Here is a 19,639-nt window from a genome sequence, read left to right as displayed (position 1 = left end):
GGGAAAACTTCTATTCCTTAGACAAAATACTGGCCTCTATCAGATCAACTTCGAGCACTAATTTTCTGTGCAACTCATCATCAATCTCCCGGCTCACACGGAGTTCCAAAAGACGCTGTCGCTCTGCGGCCAATGCCGCCAGACGAAAACGGCGTTCCACCCGTGCCCTCAACCATACCGTCTCGCCCGCTTCATCATCACCGATGTTGATGCGCCGACGGTATATCTCCAGCAGGTGATCGATCGCCTCGTAGGCAATCTCTTTATTTTTCCAGTGTACATCTATTTCTTTACGCAAATTGATCAGACGATATTCAGCGGCCTTAGCGGCAGAAATCCTTGCTCCCTTTTCATCGCCAATCGCCGCAAGACTGGGCGTATCCGGTAAGCGCCTAAGAAGAAATGGTAAGAAAATACTGGCAACTAATAATGAAATCAGAATTACCCCCATAGCTATCGCTATAGATGCTTCACGGCCAGGCAATGGTTTGCCATCAGGCATTAAAAAAGGCATTGAAAATGCACCAGCAAGAGTGATAGCCCCACGCACACCAGCCACGCTCAACACACTGACCAGAGCAAATTGAGTAGAGAGAGAGGGAAGGTTGCGGCGAAAGCGCGAGAGATAAAGCGATACCCAAACCCAGATAAAACGCAGCATCAAAAGAACAAAAGAAATTGCCAGGACATACAATACAATCCAACCTAATCCAATATCCTGAGCCCAACTCGAATCTACATCGATAAGGCGCACCAGCTGTTCCCCCAGCAGCACGAAGATAATGCCATCGAGCACAGTTTGTACGGTATTCCAAACTGCTCTACGGTCCATCCGTGTAGCGGATTTTTCAGAACCATGCAGGCTGGTGTAATGAGTGGCAATTCCCGCACTTGCAGCAGCAAGAATTCCCGACACACCTACACTTTGACCGGCTTGGTAGGCGGCAAAAGGGACCAATAAGCTTACCAAAATCTGGATCGCCGTATCCTCACCGCGAAGGTACACCAACCAGCGCAACAGATAGCCACAGATAAATGCCACCCCCGCACCAATGGCAACCCCTCCTAAGGCAACCCAAAAAAAACCGGTTACGGCCTGTGGAAAAGAAAAACTGCCAGTCATCGCCGCAGCCAAAGCAATACGAAAGATATCGAGCCCAGAGGCATCATTAAATAATGATTCTCCAGCAAGAATATGCTCAAGCCTTGGGGGAATATTATTGGTGCCCTGCACAACCGATACGGCCACAGGGTCCGTGGGGGCAAGTATTGCCGCTAGTGCAAATGCCATGGCGATCGGCATAATCGGCAACAACCAAGCGATAAAAAACCCCATGCCAAATACGGTAAATATAACCAGCCCTACAGCCAAGGTAATTATCGAACCTAGATCTCTGAAAAGAGCACCCTTGGGAATGCGCCAGCCAGCCAAAAAAAGCAAAGGTGGAATAAAAAGCAGAAAAAATATTTCTGGGTCTAATGGTATTTTTATGCCGAACACGGCGCCGAGAAGAACACCACCTAAGATTTGAATAAGAGGCAAGGGAACAGGAAAAGGCAAAACTCTAGCGACAATCAGGCTGAGCGCCACTACCAGCAATAACAGCAGAGCAACAACGAGATAGTGCATCGTCCACTCATATTCCTTTGAAAGACTGCGGCACTGCAATTTTCAACCCGACTTAACGAGTCAGCCATTCCGCCAGTATAGGAAAGAGGATTACCGGGGCTTCACAAAGTCATTCAAAGTGTGGGCTTTAGCGCCTAAGCAAGATCATAGACGCTTTAAGAAACAAAGATTCCCACAAGAGGGAAAAAGTTAACCTAAACGGTGTAAACCTAAGAATTAATTTCGAACAGGCACCTCTGGCATCGGTAGAGAGATACTCTCTAGAGAGAGTTCATTAAAAATAGGGAAAGATTATTAATAACCTAAGGTCTTTCTCATAAATTAGAGTTCCTTGTGCATAATTTTGGGAAAGTTAGATTTTTTTAAGATTACTTATCCACATTAACAGCCACCGGCTGCCGTAGGGTAAATTTTAATGTTAATAATACTCCCTATCTTACCCACCGGAAAAGAACACAGATCAGGTAACAGAGTACCTGTGGAAAACAGGCGGATAATAATCAATACAGCCAAAAAAATACTAACAGGTCTCTATTTAAACCCGACTAACTGGCGAGAAAATCACTCAGCAACCGATTAAACCTCTGTGGCGCTTCAAGAAATAGGAAGTGACTGCCTCCATCTTCAGCCTCGATAATCTCCAACCGAGAACCTTTAATTTGTTGATGAATCCATTGCTGGCATTCTACTGGGTGAGGGCTGGCACGGCCGAAGGCGATCAAAGTGGGTTTTCCAATTCTGGGGATAAAATCGCGCCAATCGCGAGTAACATTGTCAATAAACAGGCGCGCCGCCAGAGCGCGCGGGAACTGCAAATTGACCCCAACCAGCTCTTCCCTCTGATCCTGTGTCATTGCCGGAGTCACCATTGACATCAAAATGTCACGGGTTGCCTGCTCGCCCTGGGAGCTACGCAGTTGGCCGGTAAACTGGAAGAGCTGTTCGGCAGTGAGGATTGCACCGGCCTGCAAACGCTCTTGTTCAGACCAATAAGGCTGGGCAAGTAAGGCAGCGGGTTCATCAATAAAAATCAGTTTGGAAACTCGCGTATCGCCAAACATCTCCAGGTAATTCCAGATCACTGAAGCACCGGCCGAGTGGCCAAGTAGATAGAGAGGGGCCGGGTTCAGGGCTGTGATCAACTCCTGTAAGTCCTTCGCCAAGCGGGCAATACGGTAGCCATACAAGGGTTTTTCTGACTGACCGTGGCCACGCATATCGAGAGCAATGACTCGGTAGCGATCACATAAACCGGCAAGTTGATGCTTGAACAGGGCCGCCCCTTGAGACCAACCGTGCAGTATCAGTAGGGTCGGACCAGTCCCGGCACACAGATAGCTGAGCTTTACCCCATCCGACGTGATAAAGCTCAAGCGCTGCGCGGATTTGTTCATAAGCCATCCATGGCCTTGGGGAATTACTCTACCGTCACCGACTTAGCCAGGTTCCTAGGCTGATCTACATCGGTGCCTTTCAGCAACGCCACATGATAGCTGAGCAACTGCAGGGGCACGGTATAGAGGATAGGTGCCAAACTTTCTGGGGAGTCCGGCACTTCCACTACGGTAATTCCTTGCTCGCTGGTGAAGCCGGCCTTGGGGCTGGCAAAGACAAACAGCTGTCCACCGCGCGCACGCACTTCCTGCAAGTTGGACTTAAGCTTTTCCAACAGCTCGTCATTGGGGGCCACAACAATTACTGGCATATCCGCATCTACCAGTGCCAGCGGGCCGTGCTTGAGCTCACCTGCCGGATAGGCTTCTGCGTGGATATAAGAGATTTCCTTAAGCTTTAATGCACCTTCAAGGGCGATAGGAAACTCGACACCACGGCCGAGGAACAACGCATGATTCTTCTCCGCAAAAGCCTCACTGGTATGTTGAACCAGTGCATCGAGGCCGGTGAACTCTTCCATCAGCTTCGGCAGCTGATGTAGCGCACTGACTAGTTCCGCCTCACGCTCACTGGGGAGGCCGTTGGCCTTGGCCAACGCAATACTGAATAACTGCAGGGCCACCAATTGGGTGGTGAAGGCTTTGGTAGAGGCCACACCAATTTCCGGGCCCGCTTCCGTCATCAGCGAAAGTTCAGATTCACGCACCAGAGAACTGTTGGGCACATTGCAAATCGTCATAAAACCCAGGTAGCCAAGTTTTTTGGCCTGACGCAGAGCCGCCAGGGTATCCGCAGTTTCGCCGGACTGAGAAATAGTCACGAACAAGGTGCCCGGACGAACAACAGTCTTGCGGTAGCGGATCTCACTGGCCACTTCCACGGAGCAGGGCACTCCCGCCCAGTCCTCCAGCCAATAGCGCGCCACCATACCCGCGTGGTAACTGGTACCGCAGGCGACGATCTGTACCTGCTCTACCTTGGGCAGGATTTCCTGGGCGCGGCTACCCAGCGCCTGGGACAATACCGAATGTTCTCCAATGCGTCCGGCCAAAGTCGCCGCCACAACCTCCGGCTGTTCGAAGATTTCCTTCTGCATATAGTGGCGATAGCGCCCCTTGTCGGCAACGTCGTGGCCCCTATCCAGCTTATGCACCGGATGGCTCACTTCTTCACCTTGCTTATTGCGAATGGAAATCCCACTGCGGCGCACTTCCGCCACATCCCCCTCTTCGAGGAAGATAAAACGATCGGTTACCTGGCGCAGTGCCATCGGGTCTGAGGCGATAAAGTTCTCCTCAATGCCAACGCCCAAGACCAAGGGGCTACCGTAGCGCGCACAAGCCAGGACCTCAGGCTCCTCTCTGCTGATCACGGCGAGGGCGTAGGCACCCTCCAGCATCTTGGTCGCCTTGCTAACCGCATCCACCACCCCCAGGCCCTCTGTGCTCAGGGAGTGAATCAGGTGAACCACCACTTCGGTATCGGTATCGGAGGCGAATTCATAGCCCTTGGCCTGTAGCTCCTCGCGCAGAGCCTGGTGATTCTCAATAATCCCGTTGTGCACCAGGGTGATATGTTCAGACATATGTGGATGGGCGTTTTCGTCGGAAGGCACTCCATGGGTAGCCCAGCGTGTGTGGGCAATGCCTTGATGGCCCTCAGTGGGATCGACCTTCAGCTTGGCCTCCAGGTCTACAACCTTACCCAAACTCTTGCGCAACTGTAGCTGGCCTTCATTATCGCGAAGGCAGACGCCCGCAGAATCGTAACCGCGGTACTCCAGGCGGCGCAGGCCCTCGAGAAGAATACCCGTTACATTGCGCTGGGCCAGTGCCCCAACAATCCCACACATACCGATCTCCTCTCAAATCCTAAAATTTTTGTTTGTTCTTTCGTTAGTCGCCTGCAACTGATTTTGGCGATGCGCAAATCACCCGCACCCCCAAATCTTGCAATTGCTCGCGCGCACTCTCTTCCAGACCAGAGTCTGTCACCAGTACATCGACTTTTGACCAGGATAGCTCCAGGTTGGGAATACGCCTGCCAACCTTGCTGGACTCCGCCAATACCACTACTTCCCGAGCGACTTGCGCCATCACCCTGGACAGGCCTATTTGCTCGTTAAAAGTACAAGTGCCTCGCTCCAGATCTATGCCATCCGCACCAATAAACGCTCTGTCAAAGTCGTAATCGCGCAAAACCTGTTCCGCCACCTTGCCTTGAAAAGCCTCGAAGTGGGGGTCCCAGGTGCCGCCTGTCATTAACAGGGTTGGCTCGTTTTCCAGTTCCCGCAGGGCATTGGCCACATGCAGCGAGTTGGTCATAACCACCAGACCGCGCTTAGATTCCAGCTCGGGGATCATCGCCGCAGTCGTGCGGCCGTAATCAATCACGATGCGATGGTGGTCGGGAATCAAGGCCGCCGCAGTGCGGCCAATGGCGCGCTTCACTTCCGATGGCCCTTCCTCTACAACTAATTCCCGCGGTACCGGTATGGCACCACCACGGCGACGCAGCAGCAAGCCGTGGTTTTCCATCGCAGTAAGATCCTTTCGAATCGTAACTTCTGAAGTTTCGAAACGCCTTGCTAAATCTTCGACACTGGCCTCCCCAGTTTCATTCAAAAGACTCATAATCCCATGGCGGCGTTGTTGGGTATTGCGTTTCGACATAACTTGCTAACTTTCATTTCGAAACTTAAAGATAGCAAAATGAAAGATAAATTCCCACAGGAATTTCAAAAAGGCAGAGGCCCAACGGGGAAACAGCAGAAGTGATGCCGCTACTCAGGTGGAAAGCGCGGCTAGCATCGCCTGGAGAAAGCGCGCCAGTTCACCGCCGGTCACCGCTCGATGATCAGCACTAATAGAGAGCGGCAACAGTGGCCGCATAGCCGGCCAACGGTCTATGACGACGACTCCTTGGCAAACCCTGCCCGCACCGACAATGGCCACCGTAGGAGGCAACACAACCGGTGTCGCATAGCGCCCGGCAATAGCACCAAAGTTGGACAAGAGAATCGTTGCGCCCTGCAAATCGCTCTGGGCGATTCCGGTCTCCCTGGCCTGATGCTTGAAGTCGGCCACCTGGGCCATCAGTGAGTCATCTGATCGCGTGGCTACATCTTTGAGCACAGGGACATATAGGCCTCGCGGGGAATCTACCGCCAATCCGATATTGACGGGCTGTTGAGGAGACAGCTGATCATCTTGGAAATACGCATTGAGGGTAGGCTCCGCAGCACAGGCAGACTGCACAGCGCGAATCAGTCTCAATAATGCCGGCTCGCTGCCCCACCAGCTGGAGATATCCGCATCATCACATAGAGTAATCTGCGCCACCTGGTCCCTAGCGCGGCTCATGGACAGGCCCATGGCACGCCGCGCCGGGGACATAATTTCCCCAGGCTCTTGAGCTTTTACCAAATCCCTCTCAGGCAAAGGCTTCCTTGTATTTTGCTCAGCTTGACCGGTAGCTATTTCCGCTGCACTAAATTTTGCCCCCGCGGCAGAGCGCACCTGTGCAGCTGTGATCACTCCCCCGTCCGTGGAGAGCTGTTCCAAATTCACCCCCAGGCGCCGGGCTAGGGCACGAACCGAGGGTGTTGCCAGCCGTTTAGGCCCCTCAGTAAGGCCCTGCTCGGCGCCGAGGACATCTTCACTCTGTTCGAGCTTCCCAACCACCGTTCCACTGTCGGCCCGCGACCGACTAGGTGCCGATGCCCCGCACACTTTTTCTTTTTCAGGTTCTTCCTGAATGACAGACTCTTTGGGGGAAGAAGCTTCAGCAGGCACTGCTGATTGCGATGTCTCTTGGCTACTGCCTTCAGCGACAAAGCCCACTAAGGGCTCACCCACATTGACGGTTTGATCCGGCTCTGCAAACAGCTTTTCTATTCTGCCTCCCCAAGGAGCTGGAACTTCTACCAGAGCCTTGGCGGTCTCAACGGTTACCAGGCTTTCGTGGGCGGCAATTTCATCTCCTTCGTGCACATGCCATTCTCGTACTACTGCATCCGGTAGCCCTTCACCGAGGTCGGGCAGGGTAAAAATTTTCATGCCACCCCTCCATTTGCGTATTCGAGCACTTCGCGCACCGCCGTCATAATTCGCGGCACACCGGGTAGGTAGACATCTTCAAGCTGGTAATAGGGCATCACCGTATCGAACCCCGTTACTCTTTGTACCGGTGCATGCAATAGGTCGAAGGCGTATTCATTGATCTGTGAAGCCACTTCCGCACCCAGACCACAAAAACGCGCGGCTTCATGTATCAAGACACAGCGGTGGGTTTTCTCCAAGGAATCAATAATGGTGTGAATATCCAGGGGTTTTAGAGTGGCGAGATCGATCACCTCCGCTTCGATGCCTTCAGTAGAGAGCTGCTCGGCAACCTGCAGAGTCTCCTTCAGCGAAGCTCCCCAAGCGATCAAGGTGATATCACCGCCCTCTCGCAAGACAAAGGCACGGTCCAGCGGCAGAGCCTCACCATTGTCGACGACTTCCTGGCGCACCGCACGGTAGATCCTCTTGGGTTCGAGAAAGACAACCGGGTCTGGATCGCGGATCGCCGCCAGTAACAATCCATAAGCCCGTGCCGGAGAGGAAGGCACCACTAAGCGCAATCCGGGAATATGGGCGAACAGTGCCTCAGTGCTCTCCGAATGATGCTCTGGTGCATGGATTCCGCCTCCATAGGGGGCCCGGTAGACAATCGGGCAGGAGAGACGGCCGCGAGTGCGATTGCGATAGCGCGCGGCGTGGCTGAGGATCTGATCGAGACCGGGATAGATAAACCCCATAAACTGAAATTCCGCCACCGGTCGCAGGCCCTGCACCGCCATACCAATCGCAATCCCGGCAATCATATTTTCCGCCAGCGGAGTATCCAGTACCCGTTCATGGCCAAAACGCGCCTGCAGGCCATCGGTAGCACGAAAAACGCCGCCGTTCAGTCCCACATCCTCACCGAAAACAACCACCTTGGGGTCTCTCTGCATTTCGAAAGCGAGCGCCTGGGTAATCGCTTCTACCAGGGTAATTTGCGCCATCAGCTGTCCCCCTGCAATTGTTGGTATTGCTCGATAAAGGCCTCGGGCAAGGTTCCATAGAGGTGATCGAAAATAGCCGTAGACTTATCTCGAGGAGTTTGCCGATACACCCGCACTGCCTCCTCCAGTATCTCCTTCAACTCCCGCTGTAATTCCTCTTCCTGTGCATCTCCCCAGATACCCAGGCTTTCCAAATAGATTCTCAGCCGCCTGAGCGGCTCCCTACCCCAAGCTTCTTTGACGCCCTCTTGTGGTTGGTAGCGGCTGGCATCATCCGCAGTGGTGTGATCGCACAGACGATAAGTCACCGCCTCAATCAATGAAGGCCCGCCACCTTCATGGGCCAGTTGCAGCGCCTCTAACACGGCCTGATACACAGCGATCACGTCGTTGCCATCAACCTGTAAACTGGGGATACCGGCGGCGATTGCCTTCTGCGCGAGGGTCTTACAAGCAGTCTGCCCAGAACGGGGTAGGGAGATGGCCCACTGGTTGTTATTGATCACCACCACCAGCGGCAACTTCCAATCCCCCGCTAGGTTGATCGCCTCATAGAAATCTCCCTTGGAAGTGGCGCCGTCACCGCCACTGGTAACCGCCGCACGTATAGGCTCCCCCAGCTGCTCGTGTTTATATTTGAGCGCAAAGGCAACACCGGCCCCATGCAACATTTGCGTGGCAATAGGTACGCTTAGCGGTAGATCCTCGCATACGTGACGATAGTTCTGGCCGCGTTCATCTCCTCCCCAAATAGCGTAGATTTCTTCTATACGCACACCGCGCTCCAAAAGGGCACCGGTTTCCCGGTAATTGGGGCAGTAGACGTCTTCTTTTGCCATGGCGGCACCGACACCCACACCGATCGCTTCCTGCCCAAGGCTGGACGGGTAGGTACCGAGTTGACCGGTGCGCTGCATCTTCACCGCACGATCATCGACCATACGCGCCAAGGTCATCTGCCGGTAAAGGGCAACCAGAATATCCGGGGTAGCGAAATCGGGTAGCGCCTGCGTAGTTTGTCCTGACTCATCCAGGTACTGTAGAGAGGCGATATCAAAGCTGGCGAGCAGCTGCATTCTAGGCTTGTGCATCGGGCCATTCCTTTTGTTCCCGAAGCGCAAGTTTAATGGAAAGGAGGTATCCCACCGGGTGGGAGGAGTGAAATCCCGCCGGAATTCGATTTTCCAGCGGGTTTCCCCTTTTAGGAAGGGTAAAAACTAATTTCGTTTAATGGGACGTTCCCAACCGGTGATATTGCGTTGCTTGCCCCGCGCCACGGCCAGCTCTTCACTACCCACCTCCCGGGTAATGGTGGAGCCCGCTCCTATGGTGGCACCACTGCCAACTTTCACCGGAGCAACCAGAGCGGTATTGGAACCAATAAAGGCGCCGTCACCAATTTCAGTGAGGGACTTATTCACACCATCGTAATTACAGGTGATGGTGCCGGCACCGATATTCACAGACTCACCCACAACTGAATCCCCCACATAGGAGAGGTGATTAATCTTGCTACCGACTCCCACCTTGGCCTTTTTAGTCTCTACAAAGTTACCCACCTTGGCTCCGTCAGCCAGCTCGGTGCCAGGGCGCAGGCGAGCAAAAGGACCGATGGTACAAGCTTCACCCACATGGGCACCTTCAATGACAGAATTGGCCTCTACACAGGTACCATCCGCCAGACGGCAATCTTTTAGCAGGCAATTGGGGCCAATCTGTACTCCCTTGCCCAGTGTGACATCACCTTCGAAGATACAGTTGATATCAATGGATACATCGGTATCGCATTCGAGGCTGCCACGGATGTCGATCCGGGCTGGATCGAGCAAAGTGACACCGGCATTCATCAGTGCCACTGCGCGGGTATGCTGTAAGGCCCGCTCCATCTGAGCCTGCTGAGCACGGCTGTTGACACCGGCGACTTCCAGCGTGTCACTGGCACGCTCGCCCGTCACCGCGATCTCCTCACTCACAGAACGTGCGATGACATCGGTCAGGTAATACTCGCCCTGGGCATTCTCACAAGACAACTCAGGTAACCAACGAGCCAGCAGATCTGCCGGCGCCGCCAGGATACCTGTGTTCACCTCACTGATAGCCAGTGTATCGGCATCCGCATCTTTCTCTTCTACAATCGCCCGCACCCGACCCGACGTATCGCGCACTATGCGCCCATAACCGGCCGGATTGGCCATTTCTACCGAAAGCAGGGCTGGGCCATGATCCGCAGCCGACAGCAGGGACTGTAGAGTACCCGCCCTGACCAATGGCACATCACCATAAAGTACCAACACGGTGGCACCCTCGCGGAACTGAGGGATAGCCTGCGCCACAGCGTGGCCGGTGCCCAGCTGTTCCGTCTGCTCAACAAACTTCACACCACTATCGGCAAAGCGCTGACGTACCTGGTCTGCGCCGTGTCCGACAACCACGGTAATTTCAACCCCCTGCAACTGTCGCGCCGTCTCAATGACATGTCCCAACATGGGAATTCCGCCAATCGGGTGCAGCACTTTGGGCAGGTCCGATCGCATACGGGAACCTTTGCCCGCAGCCAAAATCACTACGTCGATAGTCATAATGGTTTGAAATCTCACTAATTCCTTAAATTTGGCAACATTGTGGCCACTAGCCCTCACTAACTCAACCCAACCCGGCAGCTTGGCGCTTAGCGCATTGCGATTGCCGCCGGACGGCGATCCCGGTAATTTAGCCTCCTGAAGATCAATACGTTGCCCATTACAACAGTACAGTCAGAGCCAACGCAGACAATGCGGTGGAGGAAAATTGTCCATGAATACAATCGAGCAAAAAAAACCACGGCGCCATTTGTTGGCTCTGGCAGCGCTTATGCTGTCCCTGCCTCTGGGAGCCGCAGAAGCTGAAGGCGCTGAAGAACAAGAAGGAGATAAGGCGGAAGCCCAATCCTGGGATATCAACAAGCCGCCCTACGAATTTAAACCGATCCAGTTGGACACCCGCGAGACCACCTGGAGCAACCTGGATATCAGCCCAGATGGCAAAACCATCCTGTTCGATATGCTCGGCGATATCTACACAGTGCCGGTAGCAGGCGGCGAGGCAGTAGCCCTGACCAATGAAATCGCCTGGAATATGCAGCCGCGCTTCAGCCCGGATGGCAAAACCATTGTATTTATCAGCGACCGCGATGGCGCCGACAACATTTGGTTGATGGATCGCAATGGCGACAACCTTCGCCAGCTCACGACAGAGAAGGAAAACCTGCTGCACTCGCCCAACTGGAGCCCCGATGGCCAGTACCTGGTAGCACGTAAAGGTTTTATGTCCGGCCGCAGTATTCCCGCCGGTGAAATCTGGATGTACCACTACGGTGGGGGTGAAGGTCGCCAATTGAAAGAGCGTATCGGTGGCGATATCGCCCAGAAGAATATTGCCGATCCGGCCTTCTCTCCAGATGGACGCTACGTCTATTACTCCATCGATACCACACCCGGTACCGTATGGGAGTACAACAAGAACTCGACCAAAGAAATATTTGCCATCAAGCGCTACGACCTACAGGACGGTGAAGAGGAAACCTTTATCTCTGGTCCCGGTGGCGCGGTGGCGCCAGTGCCCTCTCCGGATGGCAGCAAACTGGCCTTTATTCGCCGCCAGGACAACCAGACCTCCCTGTTCCTGAAAGATTTGGATACTGGGCTGGAAACCCCTGTTTATGCCGGCCTTGAGCGAGACCTACAGGAAATTTTCGGCCCTCATGGTAACTACGTTCAATACGACTGGATGCCCGATGGTGAGTCATTGGTCGTTTGGACTGGCGGTAAATTCCTACGTATCTCCATCAACGGCGACAGCGTTGCGCCGATTGCGGCTCATTTGAAGGTCGAGAAACAGGTCGCGGATGCGGTGCGCTTCCCTGTGGAAGTAGCCCCGGACACCTTCGATGTGAAAATGATTCGCTGGGCGCAAAAATCCCCCAACGGCAAGCAGGTCGCTTTCCAGGCATTGGGCAAGATTTATATTCAGGATATCGCCAGTGGTGAGCGCCGCCGGCTGACCCGCCAGGAAGACCACTTTGAATTCTATCCCAGCTGGTCCCGCGATGGTCGCGAGATCACCTATGTCACCTGGGACGACCAAAAACTCGGTCATGTGCGTGTAGTATCCGCCCGCAGCGGTCGCGGCAAGAACATCACCAAACAGCCCGGCCTCTACGTAGAGCCGAGCTTCTCCCCCAGTGGTGACACCGTGGCCTACCGCCGCTTTACCGGCGGTTACCTGCTCAGCCCCGAGTACTCATTGGAACCGGGTATCTACCTGGCAGACGTCGACGGCAACTGGCAACGCCGGGTTGTGAAGTCCGGCTATGAGCCGCACTTTGGCGTCAGCGAGGACCGTATCTATTTCTCCGAGTACCAACACGCCGGCGGCGGCAAGCGCGTATTGAAGAGCACCAACCTGGAAGGCAAAGATGAGCGTGAGCACCTGCACGGCGCTGAGATTACCTCCTTCCGCCTGTCCCCGGACGGCAAGTGGGTCGCCTTTACCCAGGACTTCAAAGCTTTTGTCGCACCGTTTATGCACACCGGCAAGTCCGAGGTGATCGGCCCTGATAGCAAAGCGGTCAAAGTCACCCAGGTATCCAAGCGCGCCGGTGAAAACCTGCACTGGTCCGCCGATAGTGACACTTTGGGCTGGGCACACGGGCCCAAGCTGTTCGAGCGGGAACTGAAAGACGCCTTCGAATTTGTCGCCGGTGCCCCGGAGGAACTACCAGAGCCTGTTTCTGAAGGCATCGACCTGAGCTTTGAGCAGTCCTTCGACAATCGCGCTGGCCTCGTTGCCCTCACCGGTGGCAAAGTCGTCACTATGCGCGATGCGGAGAACACCCGCGAAATTATCGAGGATGGCGTGGTTCTATTCCGAGGCAACCGCATTGTCGCGGTGGGCCCAGCTGCAGAAGTTGAAATTCCCGCCGAGGCGAAGCGTATCGATATCACCGGCAAAACTGTATTGCCAGGGCTGATTGACGCTCATGCCCACGGCGCTCAGGGTCGCGAAGAAATTATCCCGCAGCAAAACTGGAACCTGTTCTCCAGTCTGGCATTTGGCGTGACCACGATTCACGACCCCTCCAATGACAGCAGCGAGATATTCTCCGCCGCAGAAATGCAAAAGGCCGGTCTGATTACCGGACCGCGTATTTTCTCTACTGGCACCATCCTCTATGGCGCCAAAGGTCCAGGCTACAAAGCCAAGATCAATTCCCTGGAGGACGCTCAGTTCCACGTCAACCGTCTCAAGGAAATGGGCGCCATCTCGGTGAAGAGCTACAACCAGCCCCGCCGCGACCAGCGCCAGAAAGTGCTGCAGGCAGCCCGCGAAGCCGGCATTATGGTAGTGCCCGAGGGCGGCGGTAAGTACCAGCACAATATGAACATGATTGTGGACGGGCACACCGGTATCGAGCACTCACTGCCGATCGCCAATGTCTACGGCGATGTGGAGCAACTGTGGAGCCAAACCCAAGTGGGTTATACACCGACCTTCGTTGTGGCCTACGGCGGCCTCTGGGGTGAGGAGTACTGGTATGACCGCACCGAAGTATGGAAGAACGAGCGCTTGACCCGCTTTACCCCCGATTTTATCGTTAACCCCCGCTCTATCCGTCGCCCCACTGCGCCGGATGCCCACTACAACCACTTTAATGTGGCCCGTCAGGCCAAGCAGCTGCGCGACGAAGGTGTCACCGTACATATCGGCGCCCACGGCCAGCGCGAAGGACTTGGAGCGCACTGGGAGATGTGGATGATGGAGCAGGGCGGCTTTACCCCCTGGGAAGCCTTCCGCGCCGGTACCATCGATGGTGCCCGCTACTTGGGTATGGACGGTGATATCGGCAGCATTGAGGCTGGTAAGCTGGCTGACCTGATCGTGGTTGACGGCAACCCCTTGGATAACCTACGCCTGTCAGAGAACATTACCTACACGGTAATTAATGGCCGTGTGTTCGAGGCAGAAACCATGAACGAAGTCGGTGCTAGCGAACGCTTGGCATTTTTCCATGAACGCCTGCCTATCAGCGCTATGCCCGCTCCTACGGCAGAGGCGGTACAAGAGAAAATGGAACGCCACCACTGGGTACATTAATTCCCAGAGTCTTCGTTTTGAATCCGGTGGCTTCCGCCGGATACAACTTCTAGGGCGCGGAGAACTATCAAAGCGCCCAATTACCTATCTCTTATAACCCTACTACAGAGAGTTTTCGGCTAGGGCAAATTATTGGTGATATAGCCATATTTCAAAAGACCCACAAATACGGCCCCACCAAAGGTATTACCCAACGTGGCTAAGATTTGAAAGCGCAGTACTTCCATCAAACCTACCGAGCCATCACCACCTATCCAGGCACTAAATATTGCTACGGCCCCTGCTACGCAATGCGGCAGACTGCCCAGACCGATTACAAAGGTCACTATTGCAATAACCATTATTCGACTAATGGTGTCAGTACTGGATGAAACCAGCCAACCGAGTAAACCCATTAGCCACCCAGCCAAAATTGCACCAAGAAATAACGCACTATTATTCGCACTAATCAGCTTTTGACCATAGTAATCAAAACCTGCTGAGACAATGTTTTGACTGACTGAAGCATAACCCACTAGTATCAACGCAAATAAAAAAGTGCCAATCATATTGCCGAGATAAATGAATCCCCAGATACGCCCCAGATCACGCAAACGCTGCCTTCTATCAGCAACTGGTAAAATTGCCAATGTCGTATGTTCGGTAAAAAGATCTGTGCGCCCTATAATGACCAAAATAAAGCCAACCGGGTAACTCATCGACAACACAAGGTGTAACGCCGATTTATCCAGCTCTTCATGAAAACTGCTAAACAGCACCATCATCAAGAAAAAACTAAAACCAATTTCCAATCCCGCAGCAATAGATGACCACAACAGAGAGCGACTCTCACGTTCATATTCATGCAGGCTGGCATCCATCTGTTCACACAAAACCACCCGCTCACTCTTGGGTCTATCGCTATTGATACTCATAGAAAATCAGAATGGGAGATGAAAAAAATTACATCATGGGAAGATGCGACACAGCATTCAGGATAGCTGCTTTGGACTTGAACAAGGCCCTAACTAGCCTCGCCATTAAATCAAAAAAATCATAAAAAATATGGGGTAATTATTCACTCTACATAATTACCGATGAAGTTCAAATACACCCAATACTTGTCTCCAGACTTTAACGCTCATCCATTAAAAAGCCTCGCATAGCGAGGCTTTACATAGTAATCTCAAAAAGTGATAACTAAACTTCATTAACCTCTTCTATTAGAGCTTTATCCAATGCATGCGCTCGCTGGAAAGCTTCACGTTTAGATAAGCGCTCAACATACTCCTGAAACTCTATTCTCTTCTCTATAGTGCCAAACTGCAGCCCCCATTCTAACTGGGCGCCTATATAAACATCCGCTGCAGTAAAACGCTCACCGAGAATATAGGGGCCGGACTTAATCACCTTAGAAAGTGTGTCTAATGCCAACTGATAGGAACCGTAACCGAGCATCAGCTGCTTGTCTGCACCTGCCTCTTCCCCAAAGATATATTTATTCACAATGGCAGATTCCATAGGGCCAGCCGCAAAAAACATCCAGCGATAAAAGCTCGCTCTCTCATCGTCATTCATTGGCGCCAATTCTGACTCAGGGAACACTTCCGCCAAGTAAACACATATAGCTGAAGCTTCTGTAATAATTCTCCCGCCATGAACCAGAGTAGGTACCTTACCCATTGGATTGATAGCAAGATATTCGGTGGTCTTCATAGGTTCACCGTACTCAAGTACCTCTGTACGATAAGATAAGCCCAATTCTTCTAGCATCCAGCGTACTATGCATCCACGGGACTGGGGGTTAGTATATAAAATCAAATTATCTGACATGATTTTCTCCCTGAAAACGGAGAGAATAGTTTATTTTAATACTATTATTTTTCGAGAGATTTTTACGCCAGTAGGGAAGTTCTTGCTGTGGGATTAGAATAAACTTGTAAAAAATTAATCTTGTAAAAAGGTGATAAGGCTAATTTTTCATCACAGCCATTCAGCCAACTCTATCGTGATGTATTCAGGACCCTCAATGTATACCAGCTTTCTGCTCAAATACTCTATAACCTGACCACGAATATGAACCCCATTTTTCTTCAAGTAATCCACAGACAACTCGATATCATCAACCCTCAAGCAAAGATGGTTATAGCCAGGTCTTGCCAGATTTAATATATTGGAATCAGAAAATATCTTTGGCGAACGGAAGTGTAACAACTGAATTTCAAATCTAGGATCAGAATTCTTCAAAACCATTGTTAAATGGTCTGCCTGAACATTGGGGACCTCCAGGTATTTAGAGATTTTCTCTCCTGAAATAACATCAGTAATCTCCAATTCAAAATCTAATAATTCAAAGAATTTTTGACTTTTTTCCAAATTGGTGACAGCGATGGTTACGTGATCAGGATTCTTTATCATCGACTAATCCTCTGTCGATTCTTGGAGATAGCCCGACCGATCTTTTCATATTCTCGACGCAAAGCTGGCATGAATTCTATCCCCATATAATCACCCTCTGCTACCGAAATTTCTTTCCAATGAAATGGAAAAAGCACCTCAACTTTCTGGTTCGCAATGGCAAAATTGTAAGCCTGCCTTGCTCGAATAATCAATTCATTCTGAGATATGAGTGGATAAAAGTTATTTGTAGTTTTGAATGCTCTAGGGATAAGATAGTACTTGGCATTCATATGCTGAGTTTTAAACATCAATTTTTCAACTATCTCATCTTGAAAATCAACACCAAAATAATGGTCCACTCCAAACAAATTATAATTTTCAGGAACGATCAACTGAAATCTTGCTTGACTCACTGTATTATGAGTAAAAGTAATTGCCAACTTTGCATTTGGAAAATCTTTTCTTACCAGCTCTCCAATTTCTTCAAGATAATTTTTCAACTCCTTGTCAGGTAACTGAGATCTCTGGAAGGGTTCATCCAAGGGATCAAAGGCATAAATAATATCCTTAAAAAGGAGTAAATCTTTTCTACTTTTTTCCCACCGTTCCCGATAATTCTCATGTTTGTTTTTCCCAAAATCCTTAAAAAAAATAGGGGCCAAAGCCACCCAGATTTTCAACCCATGCTTCCTGGCAATCTCCATCAAATCCTTGTCGAAACACCAAACATCAACGAATGTGGAAAATTTTGCAACTTCGGGAATATCATCCTTATCCCAGCCGGAGTGATAAACACCAAATTCTTTCAGATGACTTGGCACTCGATTTCTTTGCGGAACTATTCCTGTGACAAAAATATTACCGGGAATATATAAAGGCTTGGTGTTACTGAGATATTCGGCGGGAGTAGGGCCACCATAAAATTGAGAGTGGCTATTTACACCCAAGAACAACAAAAAAAATGTCAGAAAAATCGAAATTTTTCGAAATGAGGCCTGATACAACTTACTGAAAACCATAAATCAGCGCCACTTTAAATTGAATGAATACATTTGGTTAATTAAGCCAATATCCAGTATAGAAAAGGCACGGAGAAGAGAAACAAGGATAAGGAGAATTACAGAGGGGATTATTCAAGATGCAAAAAAAGCAGCCGAAGCTGCTTTTTTATCGCCTTGAAGTAGGCGCTTTACACTAATGCAATGCGTTACTTACTTGCCGGCCGCCTTGCGGATTGCCTGCAGAGTGCGCAGACGCGCCTCGGCTTCGGCCAGCTGGGCTGAGATACGCGCATAATCAACTTCAGAAGGCGCTTTGTGCAGGGCGTGTTCCGCTTCTTCGCGGGCCTTCTGCGCGGCTTCCTCGTCAATTTCACGCTCGGCTACATCCGCGAGGATGGTAACCATGTTCGGCTGCACTTCGGCGTAGCCACCGCTGACGAACAGTACTTCCTCTTCACCACCGGGCTTGATGATGCGTACCGGACCGGGCTTCAGGGCGGTAAGCAGTTGCGCATGGCCGTAGGAGAGACCCAGCTCACCTTCGATACCACTCACAATCACCATCTGCACCAGTCCGGAGAAGAGAGACTGCTCGGCGCTGACAATGTCACAATGTACTGTCATGGCCATAGTATATGCCTCTCTGGCTTAGCCTTTGGTCTTGTTGGCTTTTTCCACAGCTTCGTCGATGGTTCCCACCATGTAGAAGGCCTGTTCAGGCATGTGGTCATACTCACCGTTCAGGATGCCCTGGAAGCCACGGATGGTTTCTTTCAGGGAAACATATTTACCTGGTGCACCAGTGAAGATTTCCGCAACGTGGAAAGGCTGGGATAGGAAACGCTCGATCTTACGGGCGCGGGCTACGATCTGCTTGTCTTCTTCAGACAGTTCGTCCATACCCAGGATCGCGATGATGTCCTTCAGCTCTTTATAGCGCTGCAATACAGACTGTACGCCACGAGCCACTTCGTAGTGCTCCTGACCGATTACCTGCGGGTCCAGCTGACGAGAGGTGGAATCCAGCGGGTCAACAGCCGGGTAGATACCTTTAGCGGCAATGTCACGGCTCAGTACTACAGTGGAGTCCAAGTGCGCGAAGGTGGTCGCCGGAGACGGGTCAGTTAAGTCATCCGCCGGTACGTATACCGCCTGGATAGAGGTGATAGAGCCAGTCTTGGTGGAGGTAATACGCTCCTGCAGAACGCCCATCTCTTCCGCCAGGGTCGGCTGGTAACCTACCGCAGAAGGCATACGGCCCAGCAGTGCGGATACTTCGGTACCGGCCAGGGTGTAACGGTAGATGTTGTCGACGAACAACAGTACGTCTTTGCCTTCATCACGGAATTTTTCCGCCATGGTCAGGCCGGTCAGGGCTACGCGCAGACGGTTGCCGGGCGGCTCATTCATCTGGCCGTAAACCATCGCCACTTTGGAGTTGGCTTTGTTTTCCAGGTCAACAACGCCGGATTCAGCCATCTCGTAGTAGAAGTCGTTACCTTCACGAGTACGCTCACCAACACCTGCAAACACGGACAGACCGGAGTGCTCGGTAGCGATGTTGTTGATCAGTTCCATCATGTTTACGGTTTTACCTACACCGGCACCACCGAACAGACCAACCTTACCACCCTTGGCGAACGGGCAAACCAGGTCGATTACCTTGATGCCGGTTTCCAGCAGTTCGGTAGAGCTGGACTGCTCTTCGTAGGTCGGTGCAGCGCGGTGGATAGAGGAGCGCTCTTTTTCACCGATAGGGCCACACTCGTCAATCGGGTTGCCGAGCACGTCCATGATGCGACCGAGGGTTTCCAGGCCTACCGGTACAGAAACCGGAGCGCCGGTATTGCGCACGGGCAGACCGCGGCTGATACCTTCGGATGAACCCATGGCAATAGCGCGTACCACGCCGTCACCCAACTGCTGCTGCACTTCCATGGTGAGGTTCTTGTCCTCAACCACCAGTGCGTCGTATACATTCGGAACAGAATCGCGTGGGAATTCCACGTCGATGACCGCTCCGATCACTTGCACAATTTGCCCGTTACTCAT

General features: G+C 52.0%; 15 protein-coding genes. 1 reads left to right on the top strand and 14 read right to left on the bottom strand.

Features of this window, described 5'->3' with window-relative positions:
- Window positions 1-10: 10 nt before the first annotated feature.
- The 8 genes from ACJJIC_RS03160 to glmU form a co-directional block, all read right to left on the bottom strand.
- On the bottom strand, window positions 11-1,630 hold the full coding sequence (locus ACJJIC_RS03160) for a Na+/H+ antiporter (RefSeq protein ID WP_445356445.1): 1,620 nt from the start codon (window positions 1,628-1,630) through the stop codon (window positions 11-13).
- A 545-nt stretch (window positions 1,631-2,175) separates the two neighbouring features.
- Window positions 2,176-3,024: an alpha/beta fold hydrolase gene (locus tag ACJJIC_RS03155; RefSeq protein WP_445356444.1), complete on the bottom strand. Its 849-nt coding sequence runs from the start codon at window positions 3,022-3,024 to the stop codon at window positions 2,176-2,178.
- Between the two features lie 23 nt (window positions 3,025-3,047).
- Window positions 3,048-4,877: a glutamine--fructose-6-phosphate transaminase (isomerizing) gene (gene glmS / locus ACJJIC_RS03150; RefSeq protein WP_445356443.1), complete on the bottom strand. Its 1,830-nt coding sequence runs from the start codon at window positions 4,875-4,877 to the stop codon at window positions 3,048-3,050.
- Between the two features lie 43 nt (window positions 4,878-4,920).
- Window positions 4,921-5,697, bottom strand: coding sequence for a DeoR/GlpR family DNA-binding transcription regulator (locus ACJJIC_RS03145; RefSeq protein ID WP_444883238.1), 777 nt, complete (start codon window positions 5,695-5,697; stop codon window positions 4,921-4,923).
- Window positions 5,698-5,811: 114 nt separating this feature from the next.
- Entirely contained in the window at window positions 5,812-7,083 is a 1,272-nt protein-coding gene (locus ACJJIC_RS03140) for a dihydrolipoamide acetyltransferase family protein (RefSeq protein ID WP_445356442.1), read from the bottom strand.
- Window positions 7,080-8,075 (bottom strand): alpha-ketoacid dehydrogenase subunit beta, encoded by a 996-nt coding sequence (locus ACJJIC_RS03135; RefSeq protein WP_444923813.1) that lies wholly within the window; start codon window positions 8,073-8,075, stop codon window positions 7,080-7,082. The genes ACJJIC_RS03140 and ACJJIC_RS03135 overlap by 4 nt, the downstream gene beginning before the upstream one ends.
- Entirely contained in the window at window positions 8,075-9,166 is a 1,092-nt protein-coding gene (pdhA, locus tag ACJJIC_RS03130; protein WP_445356441.1) for a pyruvate dehydrogenase (acetyl-transferring) E1 component subunit alpha, read from the bottom strand. Before pdhA ends, ACJJIC_RS03135 begins: the two co-directional genes overlap by 1 nt.
- Before the next feature lie 126 nt (window positions 9,167-9,292).
- Complete coding sequence (gene glmU / locus ACJJIC_RS03125) at window positions 9,293-10,654, bottom strand: bifunctional UDP-N-acetylglucosamine diphosphorylase/glucosamine-1-phosphate N-acetyltransferase GlmU (RefSeq protein WP_445357875.1); 1,362 nt, start codon at window positions 10,652-10,654, stop codon at window positions 9,293-9,295.
- Between the two features lie 214 nt (window positions 10,655-10,868).
- Between glmU and ACJJIC_RS03120 the strand changes: the two genes are divergently transcribed.
- Window positions 10,869-14,207 carry an amidohydrolase family protein gene (locus ACJJIC_RS03120; RefSeq protein ID WP_445356440.1) on the top strand — a complete coding sequence of 1,113 codons (3,339 nt, stop codon included), beginning with the start codon at window positions 10,869-10,871 and terminating at the stop codon, window positions 14,205-14,207.
- Window positions 14,208-14,326: 119 nt separating this feature from the next.
- Here ACJJIC_RS03120 and ACJJIC_RS03115 read toward each other — a convergent pair whose 3' ends face one another.
- From ACJJIC_RS03115 to atpD, 6 genes are all read right to left on the bottom strand, one after another.
- Complete coding sequence (locus tag ACJJIC_RS03115) at window positions 14,327-15,067, bottom strand: formate/nitrite transporter family protein (protein WP_444903494.1); 741 nt, start codon at window positions 15,065-15,067, stop codon at window positions 14,327-14,329.
- Between the two features lie 319 nt (window positions 15,068-15,386).
- Entirely contained in the window at window positions 15,387-16,019 is a 633-nt protein-coding gene (locus tag ACJJIC_RS03110; protein ID WP_444910872.1) for a glutathione S-transferase family protein, read from the bottom strand.
- 150 nt (window positions 16,020-16,169) lie between these two features.
- Complete coding sequence (locus ACJJIC_RS03105) at window positions 16,170-16,604, bottom strand: VOC family protein (protein ID WP_444910873.1); 435 nt, start codon at window positions 16,602-16,604, stop codon at window positions 16,170-16,172.
- Window positions 16,601-17,605 carry a hypothetical protein gene (locus ACJJIC_RS03100; RefSeq protein ID WP_444910874.1) on the bottom strand — a complete coding sequence of 335 codons (1,005 nt, stop codon included), beginning with the start codon at window positions 17,603-17,605 and terminating at the stop codon, window positions 16,601-16,603. The genes ACJJIC_RS03105 and ACJJIC_RS03100 overlap by 4 nt, the downstream gene beginning before the upstream one ends.
- 192 nt (window positions 17,606-17,797) lie before the next feature.
- A complete protein-coding gene (locus tag ACJJIC_RS03095; protein ID WP_020413901.1) occupies window positions 17,798-18,217 on the bottom strand; it encodes a F0F1 ATP synthase subunit epsilon in 420 nt (139 codons plus the stop codon).
- Between the two features lie 18 nt (window positions 18,218-18,235).
- A complete protein-coding gene (atpD, locus tag ACJJIC_RS03090; protein WP_252083948.1) occupies window positions 18,236-19,639 on the bottom strand; it encodes a F0F1 ATP synthase subunit beta in 1,404 nt (467 codons plus the stop codon).

The sequence above is a fragment of the Microbulbifer mixtoriginis (SeqCode) genome, from assembly GCF_052468275.1.
The sequence above is the reverse complement of the archived record's forward strand: the minus strand, read 5'-3'. Positions and strand labels throughout refer to the sequence as shown.

What these genes read in the sequence shown, in the direction of transcription:
- ACJJIC_RS03115 (WP_444903494.1), bottom strand. Translation starts at nt 15,067, where the DNA reads ATGGATGCCAGCCTGCATGAATATGAACGTGAGAGTCGCTCTCTGTTG.
- ACJJIC_RS03105 (WP_444910873.1), bottom strand. Translation starts at nt 16,604, where the DNA reads ATGATAAAGAATCCTGATCACGTAACCATCGCTGTCACCAATTTGGAA.
- ACJJIC_RS03140 (WP_445356442.1), bottom strand. Translation starts at nt 7,083, where the DNA reads ATGAAAATTTTTACCCTGCCCGACCTCGGTGAAGGGCTACCGGATGCA.
- ACJJIC_RS03100 (WP_444910874.1), bottom strand. Translation starts at nt 17,605, where the DNA reads ATGGTTTTCAGTAAGTTGTATCAGGCCTCATTTCGAAAAATTTCGATT.
- ACJJIC_RS03155 (WP_445356444.1), bottom strand. Translation starts at nt 3,024, where the DNA reads ATGAACAAATCCGCGCAGCGCTTGAGCTTTATCACGTCGGATGGGGTA.
- ACJJIC_RS03095 (WP_020413901.1), bottom strand. Translation starts at nt 18,217, where the DNA reads ATGGCCATGACAGTACATTGTGACATTGTCAGCGCCGAGCAGTCTCTC.
- pdhA (WP_445356441.1), bottom strand. Translation starts at nt 9,166, where the DNA reads ATGCACAAGCCTAGAATGCAGCTGCTCGCCAGCTTTGATATCGCCTCT.
- ACJJIC_RS03145 (WP_444883238.1), bottom strand. Translation starts at nt 5,697, where the DNA reads ATGTCGAAACGCAATACCCAACAACGCCGCCATGGGATTATGAGTCTT.
- glmU (WP_445357875.1), bottom strand. Translation starts at nt 10,654, where the DNA reads ATGACTATCGACGTAGTGATTTTGGCTGCGGGCAAAGGTTCCCGTATG.
- ACJJIC_RS03160 (WP_445356445.1), bottom strand. Translation starts at nt 1,630, where the DNA reads ATGCACTATCTCGTTGTTGCTCTGCTGTTATTGCTGGTAGTGGCGCTC.
- ACJJIC_RS03135 (WP_444923813.1), bottom strand. Translation starts at nt 8,075, where the DNA reads ATGGCGCAAATTACCCTGGTAGAAGCGATTACCCAGGCGCTCGCTTTC.
- ACJJIC_RS03110 (WP_444910872.1), bottom strand. Translation starts at nt 16,019, where the DNA reads ATGTCAGATAATTTGATTTTATATACTAACCCCCAGTCCCGTGGATGC.
- atpD (WP_252083948.1), bottom strand. Translation starts at nt 19,639, where the DNA reads ATGAGTAACGGGCAAATTGTGCAAGTGATCGGAGCGGTCATCGACGTG.
- glmS (WP_445356443.1), bottom strand. Translation starts at nt 4,877, where the DNA reads ATGTGTGGGATTGTTGGGGCACTGGCCCAGCGCAATGTAACGGGTATT.
- ACJJIC_RS03120 (WP_445356440.1), top strand. Translation starts at nt 10,869, where the DNA reads ATGAATACAATCGAGCAAAAAAAACCACGGCGCCATTTGTTGGCTCTG.